Source organism: Cytobacillus sp. QJM3NY_8, assembly GCF_056173585.1.
This window is the reverse complement of sequence record NZ_CM149681.1, coordinates 3011882-3024328: the sequence shown is the minus strand read 5'-3', so window position 1 is coordinate 3024328 and position 12447 is coordinate 3011882. Positions and strand designations below refer to the sequence as shown.

General features: G+C 37.5%; 10 protein-coding genes. 9 read left to right on the top strand and 1 reads right to left on the bottom strand.

Annotated features, from left to right (window positions below):
• Positions 1-84: 84 nt before the first annotated feature.
• From AC0VZ9_RS15675 to AC0VZ9_RS15665, 3 genes are all read left to right on the top strand, one after another.
• A complete protein-coding gene (locus AC0VZ9_RS15675) occupies positions 85-603 on the top strand; it encodes a YfiT family bacillithiol transferase (protein ID WP_217027008.1) in 519 nt (172 codons plus the stop codon).
• A gap of 172 nt (positions 604-775) precedes the next feature.
• On the top strand, positions 776-1474 hold the full coding sequence (locus tag AC0VZ9_RS15670; RefSeq protein WP_009334054.1) for an MBL fold metallo-hydrolase: 699 nt from the start codon (positions 776-778) through the stop codon (positions 1472-1474).
• A gap of 168 nt (positions 1475-1642) precedes the next feature.
• Positions 1643-2815, top strand: coding sequence for a cytochrome P450 (locus AC0VZ9_RS15665; protein ID WP_475396422.1), 1173 nt, complete (start codon positions 1643-1645; stop codon positions 2813-2815).
• A gap of 343 nt (positions 2816-3158) precedes the next feature.
• Here the strand turns inward: AC0VZ9_RS15665 and AC0VZ9_RS15660 are convergent, their stop codons facing one another.
• Positions 3159-3938, bottom strand: coding sequence for a protein kinase domain-containing protein (locus tag AC0VZ9_RS15660; RefSeq protein WP_475396421.1), 780 nt, complete (start codon positions 3936-3938; stop codon positions 3159-3161).
• A gap of 358 nt (positions 3939-4296) precedes the next feature.
• Between AC0VZ9_RS15660 and AC0VZ9_RS15655 the strand changes: the two genes are divergently transcribed.
• The 6 genes from AC0VZ9_RS15655 (at position 4297) to AC0VZ9_RS15630 (ending at position 11945) form a co-directional block, all read left to right on the top strand.
• Positions 4297-4968, top strand: a complete 672-nt coding sequence (locus AC0VZ9_RS15655) for a response regulator transcription factor (protein ID WP_284521880.1) — start codon at positions 4297-4299, stop codon at positions 4966-4968.
• Entirely contained in the window at positions 4956-6062 is a 1107-nt protein-coding gene (locus tag AC0VZ9_RS15650) for a HAMP domain-containing sensor histidine kinase (RefSeq protein ID WP_475396420.1), read from the top strand. Before AC0VZ9_RS15655 ends, AC0VZ9_RS15650 begins: the two co-directional genes overlap by 13 nt.
• 51 nt (positions 6063-6113) lie before the next feature.
• The gene (locus AC0VZ9_RS15645; RefSeq protein WP_475396419.1) at positions 6114-7598 is read left to right on the top strand and encodes a serine hydrolase domain-containing protein; all 1485 of its coding nucleotides are present in this window, start codon (positions 6114-6116) and stop codon (positions 7596-7598) included.
• 300 nt (positions 7599-7898) lie between these two features.
• Positions 7899-9164, top strand: coding sequence for an erythromycin esterase family protein (locus AC0VZ9_RS15640; protein WP_026041606.1), 1266 nt, complete (start codon positions 7899-7901; stop codon positions 9162-9164).
• A gap of 330 nt (positions 9165-9494) precedes the next feature.
• On the top strand, positions 9495-10769 hold the full coding sequence (locus AC0VZ9_RS15635; protein WP_071156249.1) for an IS110 family RNA-guided transposase: 1275 nt from the start codon (positions 9495-9497) through the stop codon (positions 10767-10769).
• Positions 10770-11312: 543 nt separating this feature from the next.
• Complete coding sequence (locus AC0VZ9_RS15630) at positions 11313-11945, top strand: type 1 glutamine amidotransferase family protein (protein ID WP_475396418.1); 633 nt, start codon at positions 11313-11315, stop codon at positions 11943-11945.
• Positions 11946-12447: the final 502 nt, after the last annotated feature.

Here is a 12447-nt window from a genome sequence, read left to right as displayed (position 1 = left end):
AAGGGAATTGATGGAAAATTACCTTAATTTTATCCTAAATATAGGTAGCTGCAAAAATCAGGGGATTTTTAGGAGGAATAGCAGATGGATTTGAAATATCCAATTGGCCAATTTCAATATAATGGTGAAATTACTCACAGTGTTACAAGTATTTGGATAAATGAGATAGAAGAGTTACCAAGATTGTTACGAGATGCTGTAAGAGACTTAGATAATAAAAAGCTTGATACAGCTTATCGTACAGGAGGGTGGACTGTTCGACAAGTAATACATCATCTTGCGGATAGTCATATGAATGCCTATGTTCGCTTTAAATTGGCTCTTACGGAAGAAACCCCTGTAATTAAGCCATATGATGAATCGAATTGGGCGGAACTATCTGATTATAAATTGTCGATTGATATTTCACTTTCACTTCTCGAAGCACTCCACGAGCGCTGGACCAATCTTTTACGCAGTCTAAGTTCGGCTGATATGGAAAAAACATTTATTCATCCGGATTCAGGAGAAGTTTCAGTAGGTGAAAATATCGGAATCTACGCCTGGCATGGTAAACATCATCTTGCACATATTACTTCTTTATGCAGTCGTATGGGATGGTAAATGCTTAGTTGGATTAACATACTTTTTTAACGGGTTATTACCTTATGATCTAGCTAGCTGCCAAAACAGGCGGCTTTTTTCTATTTGAACTAACAGGGGAAGTTAATTAAAGAAGGTATTAATAAAAATTGAGCGAAATATACAAAAATATTGCTGATTATGGGGGAGTGAAATGAAAACATATTTGGAACCAGTGGCCAAAAATATATATGCTTTTTTAGTATGGGATGAATCTTGGAACTCTTATAATAACTGCTATTTGTTGCTCGAGAACAATAATATTATTCTTATTGATTCAGGAAAGAAAGAACATTCTCACTTGCTGTTTTCCGCACTAAAAAAGAAAGGAATTTCTAAAAGTGATATAACTCATTTTATTGCCACACACGGTCACAAAGACCATATTGAAGCAATTCAATTTTTAGGTGAAATTGAAGGCTATATTCATAATCAGGATGTTGAGTTAATTCCAGAAAATATTAGAAACAAATTAAATATGAAACTTCCAGACAACGGCCCAACTGTAAGTAATTTAGAATGTGTTCTCCTGGGACACCATACTAAAGGTTCTGTTTTCCTATATCAACGTGAAAGCAAAGTGCTATTTTGCGGAGATCATATCTGTTTTTTTGGAGAACAATTGAGTGGTAATGCTGTAGATACAGGTGTTTGGGAGAGGGAAAAATATAAGCAGTTTGTTTCTGAATGGTCTCAAAACGAGGAAATGAGGGAACAGCACAATTTTAGTTTATTTATAGAAGGGTTAAAAAAAATTACCAAATACGATGTTGAGTATTTGTGTACGGGGCACGGTGCAGTTTTAAAAGGTAAAGTAAATGAATTTATTTCTGATTTGCTGGAGTTTGAATAGTTAAATAATATTTTTTAATTAACGGGAGCTGTTCTTCAAGAGGGAGAATAGCTCTTTCTTGTAACGGAATAGTTTAGTTTAACAGACAGGAATTTCATTTTTATTTACAGAATATTTAGTAAGGCAGAAGCTTCAATTGAGAGTTTTGAGAGAGAGGGGGAACAACGTATGAACTATGGACTATTAGTGCGCCCAAGGGGATTGGCTGAAACAAACTCACCCTATGATTGGTTTAAAAAAATGCGAAAAAATGCTCCAGTTTCTTTTGACCCAGAACGGAATTGCTGGGACGTATTCTGTTATGAGGATGTCCAAATGGTTTTACAAAATTTCATTCTGTTCAGTTCAAAAAGAAATGGAAATGTTCAAACCTTGCTAGATATGGATCCGCCAACCCATCGAAGGTACCGCAATCTTGTAAGCCAGGCATTTACACCAAAAACTATTCAAGAACTGGAACCTAGGATTACGGCTATAACTCACGAATTATTAGCACCGCTGCTAGGAAAACGAAAAATAGATATGGTTGCGGAAATCGCTTATCCTCTTCCTGTAATCGTGATTTCTGACATGCTCGGAGTACCGAGTCATGACAGAAAGATGTTTAAAGAATGGTCTGATATTCTAGTTGCGGGAACACAAAGCTCATCGCCTAATGTAATGTACAAGTTATTTGCTAAACAAGAAAAGGCTATGCTTGACCTGCAAACATATTTTAAGCGAAAAATTTCAAATCGCCAGATTAACCATACAAACAATATCATATCCACGTTAATGACTGCAGAAGTTGGTGGAGATTCATTATCCATGGATGAGTTATTAAGTTTCTGCTTCCTTCTACTTGTTGCAGGGAATGAAACAACTACAAATTTAATTGCCAATACAATGCTCACTCTTTTTGAACAGCCGGATATACTCAACCAATTATATAGAGATCATTCTCTTATACCTGCAGCCATTAATGAAGTACTAAGATATCGTTCTCCTTTTCACGGTATGAATCGCTTCGTCACTGAAGATATACAATTAAAAGGCATGAATCTGAAAAAAGGGCAGGAAGTAATGGCTTGGATTGGATCTGCAAACCGGGACGAAAGCGTATTTGTCAAACCGGATGTGTTTGACATCAACCGCTCTCCAAACAATTATCTATCTTTTGGAGCAGGTGTTCACTATTGTCTGGGATCACAGCTTGCCAAATTAGAAGCGAAAATATGCATTACCGAGATGCTTAAAGCGATACCGACTATGAAATTGGACACTTCTAAACATCTTCGTTTAATTTCTAGCACGTTTATGTATGGATATAAAGAGCTTCCTGTCATTTTAGGATCAGAATAATATCCATTATTTCAAAATCTTGCTGTTGGAATATCTTCTGCCCTCGTATTAGTGACTGAATTCAAGTGCTTATGAATATGTTTTAGCTTTAAATTATGTTAGACTAAAAGCCAAAAAAGAAGAGAGGTAAACAATGTTTAAAAAAATAATGAAACAAATTAAGCAACTTTCCCAAGGAAGCAGTGAGCGAAGAAATGGCCATTATCGAAGGGGCAGCAGCAGTGAACGAAGAAACCGTTATTATAACCGAGGAAGCAGCAGCAACCGGCGATATAAACAATCTCCAATGAGTGGAAGTAACTACTACAAACGAAAGGGTCGAAGCAGCAGTTAATCTTCCTCCTTAATATACTTTTTCCTTCGCTTTATGTGCAGCATGAAGATCAGTTAAAATTTCACTAATATTTAAGTAAGGTTCTTTAATTTGTAGCAGTCTTTTTAGCAAATAAACAGTTTCCTTCTCTAAAGAAAGTTCTTCTGTCCAAGGAAGAGCTTTTTTGTTTTTAGAAGAGTACGTCGTATAAAGCAAATATAAAAGTATTTCTCCTAGATCATAGTAGTCCTGTTGTTTCATCTCCAGAAAATTTCTTTGTTTGTTAGGTGAAGAACTAGATAAAGAGTGGAATGGGTCAGTTCTATGCTTTGACAAACCAAAATCGATTAGAAAAATTTCCGTGTTTTTTATTAAGATGTTTGGAATACGTAAATCTTGATGGTAAATGTCTTTTTTGTGAAGATAATCTACTAATTCAAGTAGGTGAGTAAGAATTAGTAAAGACTCTTCCTCGTTAAAGGTCTTTTTATTAAAAAAAATTTGGTCTTCCAGATTATCCGCTTCAATGAAACTCATTACATAATATAAGTGTCCGTTATTTGAAAAGGCTTCAAATAACATCGGTATATTTTTGTGGTTAAGCATACCCAAAACAGTGATTTCATTTTCAAACATCGCCACCTCTTTTTGGTTGCGTCGCTTACTAGGACGAAGCTGTTTGACTACTCTATTCTCGTTTGTTCTTAACTCTTTGCACAAATAAACAATCCCATAGCTCCCAGCCCCGATAACGTTCAATATCTCGTAATGTTCGTTCAAAACTGTTCCTTTTTTAATAGGCTTGTCCACAAAAAATTGGTAAAGCTTCCTAAATGCTCGGAAAATTGAAACTTTCCTCTCCTCCTTTCTGGATTTTGGTAATTTATAAAGAGATTACTTGACTTTATATCTGTGTTTTCTTATTGGGAAACACTCAATCGTATGGTGCTATTATAACAAGATATCATAAAATACCTAAAATGATATATTGTTCTAAGGGGTACCACCGTTGAAGCAATTGGAAGGACTAAGGCACCTCTTTGTTTTAAGATAAAGGGGCAGTGCTGGTTCTATAAAAAATCGAAGCGATGTTGTGGTTGTAACTTGAGGGTTAAAAAGAAAAGAATTTGAAGGAAGTAAAAATTCGTTAGGGAAGCAGGTAAGATCAATGAAAAAGATATTGATAATTGATGATGAAGCAGACATGCGAAAACTGCTGGCAGATTATTTTGAAGTTAACGGGTATCACATCATGACCGCAAAGGACGGCAATGAGGCGGAAAGGCAAGCAGAAAAACAACCGGATATAATTTTACTGGATATAAACATGCCTGAGATTAACGGTCTTGACGTTTGCAGGAAAATCCGGAGTTATGTTTCCTGCCCCATCTTATTTCTAACCGCACGTGTAGAAGATGCTGATAAAATATCCGGTTTTCAGGCTGGCGGAGATGATTATATTCAAAAGCCGTTCAGCATCCATGAACTTGGCGCAAGAGTGGATGCCCATTTGCGCAGAGAAATGAGAAATCAAAAGAAGACAACGGTTAAGTTTAGTGGCGACCTTGTCATTGATTATTCAGAGCGAGCGCTTTATTGTAACGACATACAAATTTCTTTGGCAAAAAAGGAGTTTGATATTATAGAACTCTTGTCTAAACACCCTGGTATGGTTTTTGACAAAGAACGCATGTATGAAAGAGTATGGGGGACGAACGAAGAGGGGGACAGCTCAGTAATCCCTGAACATATCAGGCGTATTCGATCAAAATTGAAAGAGCATGGCTGCGGAAGCAAGATAGAGACTGTGTGGGGTGTAGGATATAAATGGAAAAGGTAATGGGCTATCTTCGATTGAATAATATGACCATACTACAATCCTTCATCACGCTAAATTCCTTATATTTAGTTTTCGTTTTAACAGCCATTGTGTTCGAATTCGAGTGGGCCGAAGAGATGACGCGACGCTTTGCCAATCACCCTTATGGGAACGACTGGGTTCTAACTGTTCAAATTGCTGCGATACTTTTGACGGTAGGAACCGGATTAGTCTTGATGGCCAGCATCTTTTACAAACTGAAACTGAAAAAACCTTTGGAAATCCTGATGAACGCGTCAGAGAAAATCTCGGCAAATGATTTAGGGTTCCATATTTCCTACGACAGCAGGGATGAAATGAGCGAGCTTTGCCGTGCATTTGAAAAGATGCGCAGTCAATTGGAAAGTAACTTTAAAGCCCAATGGCGCTTGAACGAGGAACGTAAGCAGCTTAATGCGATTTTTGCCCATGACTTGAGAACACCTCTGTCCATCATGAAAGGATATATCGAGGTTGTAACCACCTATCTGCCGCAAAAAAGGATATCCGAGGAAAAACTGCTGGATATCATCAAAACAATGGAAATGCATATTGTTCGTATGGAGCGTTATGTAGAGGCCATGAACTCTATTGAGAAGTTGGATAATTTTCCAATAAACAAACAAATTATCGAAATGGATGCCCTAATCAACTTTCTGGAAGACGGTGCCAGCCGAATTGCAGACCAAAGTGGCAAATCTTTCGACTCATGCAGATCTGCAGATTCCAAAAAATTGTTTATCGATAAGGATCTCGTGATGCAGGTTTCTGAAAATCTGGTGGCAAATGGAGTGCGTTATGCTTCCAGCCATGTTCAAGTCCATTACTCGGTTCGCAATGGCATTTTTTCCATAACGGTCACTGACGATGGCTCCGGATTTTCCGAAGAAGTGGTACGGAAGGCAGTTCTCCCCTTTTATCGGGGCGAGGCGTCGGAAGCAAATGAGAACAAAGGGTTAGGGCTTTATATTTGTAAAATATTGTGTGAAAAGCATCAGGGCTTCTTACAGGTCGCAAACAGTACCCGCGGTGGTGGAAAAGTAACAGCAAGCTTTTTTTGCAGAATTGATAAATAGTTGAAAATTATACTTTAGTATTTCCTTATCCCAAGAAAAAGGAGTGCTAAAATGATTTTCACTTATAAGAAAATACCCGCTTTCTTAACCAGCTTGCTTCTGGCAGTGCTAATGACTGCATTGCCTTTTGCTGATGCCCGCGCTCAAAGTAAAACAGAGATTGTGAAAGAAATCGATGACTATATTAAGAAAAACATGGAAGTCAACCATATTACAGGTGTATCTCTGGCAATAACCCACGGTGAAGATGTGTTTTACACGCAAGGCTATGGTGCATATTCAGATGGAAGGGAAATAACCTCAAGAACGCCCTTCCCAATCGCCTCATTGAGTAAATCCATGACCGCGCTGGCTGTATTGCAGCTTGCAGATAAGGGACAGATTGACCTTGACGCTCCATATGTCTCATACTTTCCCGACATCTCGCCCACAGACGATCGCATCACTCGCATCACGATCCGGAACTTGCTAAACCATACTAGTGGCCTTAATGATAAAGTAAATCCCGACATGACGAAATCCGTTCAATTTAAAACATTACAAGAGATAAACAAATCTTTGGACAGAGTAAAGCTTGCTAATGATCCTGGTGATACATACAACTATCATAACCCAAACTATCAATATCTAGCATTGTTAGTGGAACAGATCAGCGGTAAACGGTTTTCTGTATACCTTAAAGAACATATTTTTGCTCCATTGGGGATGAATGGCACCTTTAGTGTCAGTTTGACGGAACAAATCAATGAAAATGATGCCATTCCTCGGGGACATTATCTGTTGTTCGGCAACCCGAAAAGTACAGCCGAACCGATATGGTTTATAGAAGGCCCAGCAGGTGTGGTTACCAATGCCGAGGATATGGCAAAATGGATGCGTGCACAATATAATCCGCAGCTTCTTTCCCCTAATCTCATGGAACAGTACCATACTGCAGGGCAGCGCGCTCCTTATGGCATGGGGTGGCTTGCTTCCAATGAAGCCGATTGGGGCAGGTCGATCTCCCACTCGGGAATTTTCTGGACTTACAAGGCTGAAGAAACTGTTTATTTAGACAAGGAACTTGGAATTACCATGATGTTTGACACAGGGATAAACGCATTCCTTGATTATTCCGCCTTTGTTAAAGGCGTTTCCCAAATCATGGTTGGAGGAAAGGCAGAAATGTCAGCCATCAATAGCCGAAACATGGAAATAGCGATGATTCTTCTTATGGCGGGAACAATCCTCTGGAGCGGGTATTCATTCTACCGGCTGAAGAAGAAAAAGAACAGGCTTACGGCATTTCGCCGAAAGCTGATCTTCGCATCAGTAAGGACTATACTCCCCGTGCTGATCCTTTTATTTCTACCGTCTATTTTGGCCATATTTGCAGGAGGCAGGGTTGTGCCTTGGAATGGAATATGGATGATGATGCCGTCTCTTATTATTTGGCTTGTATTATTAGTTGTGGTTAATCTTGTTAATAACACCTTCCTTTACTTCATTTATTTTAATTCAATAAAAAAGCGTAAAAGCTCGGCAATATCTAAATAACATAAACATCGGCTTTCCAGGGTTCAGCTTGTAGAGACCGCCCAATTTGGAAAATGTTAAATAAAAATAATTAGAAGTATAATAATCTTATGCTTTAAACAGGAGCAAAAAAGAGCGAAGGATTTTCATTCAAGTATTAAATACTTATCTGACAGGTTTTTATTTCAAGATAAGCTGCTAATCTGGCAGCTTTTTTCTTATTAAACTAACGGGGCAGGTTAGTTGAAGATCTTTCGGAAAAGAGTCTTTTAGAAACTTATGGTAGTATTTTTAAAAATAAGAGTATTTGAGGGATATAAGATGGTTTTTTTAAAAAAGGATTCTTTATTATTAACAATCATTTCGCTTTTTGTTTTATTAGCAGGCTGCGGGAGTGTCAAAGTAGTGGAAGAAGAAGATCAATACATATCAGCCGTTAAACAAATCGATATTCCAGATGATGTAAAAATAATCGGTTTGGGGGAGGCAACACACGGAAACATTGAATTTCAAGAGTTGAAAAGAGATGTTTTTGAAGTGCTTGTAAAAAACGAGGGTGTTCGTGTTTTTGTCTTAGAAGGTGATTTTGGAGGCGGACAGCGAATTAATCAGTTCATTTTAAATGGAAATGGAACGGCAGAAGAGGCAGTGAACACTCTTGATTATAGTATTTATAAGACGGAACAAATGATTGATCTTGTTCAATGGATGCATGATTATAACGATTCTGTGAGCGAGGATGATAAAGTTTATTTTTATGGAAATGATATGCAGCGTTATGACTACAGTAAGAAAGGAGTGCTTGATTATTATAAAGTGGTAAACGCAGATGAATTCAAAAAGCATGCATTACATTTGAAACATATTTCAAATGATAAAATGCGTGAGTTAACTACGGAGCAATTGAATGAAATCGATGAAACAATAGAAAAAATCATTTTAGACCTGCAATCTAATGAATTGACTTACGTGAAGCAATCTTCTGCTGATGCCTATGCCTTTGCTTTACAAAATGCGAAAAACATGAAACAACGTACGCAGTTATTTTTAAACGAAGGAGATTATACGAAACTTCGTGATCAATATTTAGCGGACAATTTACAATGGATAGCTGAATTTGAAGCAGCACGTGGCCACGATAAAATATTTGTCACCGGACATAATGGGCATATTGAAAAAACGTCGGCATCGTTAGCCGGTTACAAATCGATGGGGCATTATTTAGATGAGGTATATGGTGAAGAGTACTTTGCCATTGGAACTGATTTTATCAGCAGCGAGTTCCAGGCGAAAAAGGGCGACTCTGGTGAACGGAAAATTTATAAACTGGAGAATCACAATGATTTAGTTGATGCATTTAGTGAAGTGGAGTCAAATATTTTCTATGTTAATTTTGAAAAAGCGAGTACGTCTGATGAATTAATGGATATCATCACGAGTGAGCAAAAGATGTCAAATATCGGGGATGATTTTCGTACGTGGTACAAGTTTTCAAAGGTGTTCTACACGATTAAAATGACACCCAGCGAAGCATATGACGGTATTATTATTGTAAAGGAAGCAACGGCAATAAACGTAATAGAATAGCATTCTCCCGAGTATACAATTTTTTAAATAACAAGGCATAAAAGGAGAACATTATCTCATTTTCACGGGCGCTTATTCTTTCATAAGAGGGCGCCCTTTTTTTAGTGTCGCAACACATTTTAGAGATTAACATTTGAAGTTTTCTGCATAAGCTATAGGGTCCTTGTGTTCAAGATTTTCTACTAAATTAGGCAGTTTTTTCTTATTGAACAAATGGGGCAGGTTAGCATTCCTGTAGATCGTTATTTTTGAGCTTTGAAAAAAATAGGGCTCCTCAGTAAGATATGAGTAAGACACGACTCTAACTCAAACTTAGGAGGAACCCTTACTATGAAGTTTAAAATGCAGGACAAACAAAATCAACTAATAGAAAGAATTACTGAAAAACATCTTGTGGTTGGTGTGGATATTGCTCAACAATTTCACGTAGCCAGAGCAGTGAATTTCCGTGGGATTGTAGTAGGAGATCCAATCACTTTTCCAAACAACGAAGAGGGATTTTCGTCCCTGTTAATCTGGATTAATAGCATTAAAAGATTACATAAACTTGAGGCTGCCATAGTTGGTATGGAACCTACCGGTCATTATTGGATTAATCTTTCTAAATGGCTGATGAAACAAGATATTGAGGTAGTGACAGTTAACCCTCATTTGGTGAAAAGAAATAAAGAAAACCGTGATAATACCCAATCAAAGAGTGATAAAAAAGACGCTCTTGTAATAGCAGATATGGTGAAGAACGGTTACTATTCCTTTGTAAGAGATACTTCTGAGTCGTTTGAAAAGCTCAGGGTACTTATGTCGAATCGGGATGTCATTGTTAAGAGGCTTGTAAGCTCGATTAATCAATTGAATCGCTGGGTGGATATTGTCTTCCCCGAGCTTAGACAAGTATTTAAAGACATCACTGCTAAAGGGGCCATCGCAACACTTCGGCTTTTCCCATCTCCGATGGAACTGGGTTCCATGAAGCCTGAAGAGATCGTGGCCGGGTGGAAGTTATTGATGAAGCGACAGCCTGGATTAAAGAAAGCCTATTTACTCCTCAATGTAGCCAGGAAATCAGTTGGTACAAGGCAAGCATTAGAAGCTTATAAATTTCATCTTGAACAATTACTCGAAGAGTATGACCTTGCGATTCAACAACTTGAAAGAGTTGAGCTGGCAATCAAGGATGAACTACCTAAAATTCCTTTCGCGAATAAGTTACTTATGATTAAGGGAATTAGTGAAATTTCGTTAGCTGGTATTTTAGGGGAAGCAGGAGATTTAAGTGGTTTTTCACACGGCAACTCTTTACTTCGCCATGCAGGACTCCATCTAGCCGAAGCCAGTTCAGGGAAGTGGAAAGGGCAAATTATCATTTCAAAGCGTGGAAGATCAAGGTTAAGACGTTTCCTCTATTTAGCTACTATGAGTCTGGTAATGAACAACCCGGAATTTAAAGCCCTCCACTCGAATAATGTTAAGCTCAAGAAAATGAAAAAAATGAAATCTATAATGAAGCTGATCGGGAAGTTAGCTAGGATCTTTGTAGGGATAGCGCGAAAAAACGAAGCTTATTGTGCCAAGAAGGTCCAGCCGTTAACTGAGTTGGCAGCGTAGTCCAATTCACTTTTTCTCGAAGAGAATCATTACCCCTTATATTTTTAAAGATCGAGTGTTGGCTTATTCGCAGGATTTCAAATATGTACGGAGTACCAGGTTTGTTCAACAAAAGGGCACTGACCCATCAGGTTAGCATAACTGGCCTCCACCCCTTGGATAGGCATGACGAAGGAATGAGAGGGCAATTGACCCGTTGAGACATGGGAGGGAAAGCCTCCAAGGGCTGGCGTGGAGAAGTACATCATATGGTAGAATTTGGAGTATAATCCTACTCCTCTATTTAACTATGTCTTCATGTAGCCATTTGTCCAGAATCTACTCTTTTCAATTTAGAAATATATATCCATGGAGGATGAAATCCTGCGAATAAGCGAGCATTCGTGAGTAAACCGTATTAAACTGAGGGAGTTGAAAAAGAAATAGACTTTTGGTTAAATATGGTATACAATTATCTCTAAGGGAACGTATGTTCTTTTAGGTGGGATTTCTTTTGATGTGTAAAAAATTAAACTATAAAATTTATGATTGGAGTGTTATTGGATGCAAACAAAAAAAGTTTTTCTATATGTATTTAATACAATGTCGGACTGGGAATATGGATATTTAATTGCTGAACTAAACTCAGGAAGATATTTCAAAAAAGATTTAGAACCTTTAAAAGTAATTACAGTAGGAGCTAATAAAGAAATGATTACTACTATGGGAGGATTGGGCATAAAACCAGATATTTCCCTTGATGAATGTACTCTTGAGAGTAAAGATCTTTTAATTTTACCAGGAGGGACTACTTGGAATGAAGAAATTCATCAACCTATCTTGGAAAGAATTGGACAAGCTTTAAAGCTTGGCACTATTGTTGCTGCAATTTGTGGTGCAATTGAGGCCCTTGCGAATATGGGATACTTAGATACTAGAAAGCATACAAGTAATAATTTAGAATACACTAAAATGGTATGTCCTAACTATAAAGGAGAAAAGTTCTATGAGGTGGGATCAGCGGTATCTGATGCGAATTTAGTTACTGCATCAGGAATAGCTCCTCTGGAATTTGCGATGGAAGTACTGAAAAAATTAGATGTATTTGCTCCAGATACATTAGATTCTTGGTATAGTTTAAATAAGACTCATAAACCTGAATACTTCTTCCAGTTAATGAACTCGATGAATAAATGAGTTAAAATATCAAATGGCATATTTTTATTTTTTGAAATAAATTTCCATACTTTTACGATGTCAAAGTATAATTTTTACACATAATCAAAGTTTTTAGATAAGTTAACAGAGGATGTTGATAATTGTAAACTATCGGGGGTGTTGATCCAAGCAGGATTAATGCCCTTTTATGTTGAACTCCTTATTGTAGAAACGGGCAGTTTTGTTCAAGGAGGATTCCCTATATGAAGGGCGAATAATGGTAACATGGTGATAGATTGTGAAAGAAATATTTGTAATACTAAGAGCACTATCTCTGTGAACAGACAAAATACGTTGATTTTTAATATTATTTAATGCCATATCTCAGAAAACACTTATATACAATGGAGGATTAAGAAAAAAGAAAAACTGTACTTTAGTAAAATAGTTGCCTTTTCCCTTCGAGTTAAATAATAGCCCGTTTCTTTATATAGAAGCGGGCTATTTATTTTATGTAAGCCTAAGGCCCCCATAATAAAGC

Bases quoted from the DNA above. Each gene is read 5' to 3' on its own strand.
- AC0VZ9_RS15675 (WP_217027008.1), top strand. From the start codon at position 85: ATGGATTTGAAATATCCAATTGGCCAATTTCAATATAATGGTGAAATT.
- AC0VZ9_RS15670 (WP_009334054.1), top strand. From the start codon at position 776: ATGAAAACATATTTGGAACCAGTGGCCAAAAATATATATGCTTTTTTA.
- AC0VZ9_RS15665 (WP_475396422.1), top strand. From the start codon at position 1,643: ATGAACTATGGACTATTAGTGCGCCCAAGGGGATTGGCTGAAACAAAC.
- AC0VZ9_RS15655 (WP_284521880.1), top strand. From the start codon at position 4,297: ATGAAAAAGATATTGATAATTGATGATGAAGCAGACATGCGAAAACTG.
- AC0VZ9_RS15650 (WP_475396420.1), top strand. From the start codon at position 4,956: ATGGAAAAGGTAATGGGCTATCTTCGATTGAATAATATGACCATACTA.
- AC0VZ9_RS15645 (WP_475396419.1), top strand. From the start codon at position 6,114: ATGATTTTCACTTATAAGAAAATACCCGCTTTCTTAACCAGCTTGCTT.
- AC0VZ9_RS15640 (WP_026041606.1), top strand. From the start codon at position 7,899: ATGGTTTTTTTAAAAAAGGATTCTTTATTATTAACAATCATTTCGCTT.
- AC0VZ9_RS15635 (WP_071156249.1), top strand. From the start codon at position 9,495: ATGAAGTTTAAAATGCAGGACAAACAAAATCAACTAATAGAAAGAATT.
- AC0VZ9_RS15630 (WP_475396418.1), top strand. From the start codon at position 11,313: ATGCAAACAAAAAAAGTTTTTCTATATGTATTTAATACAATGTCGGAC.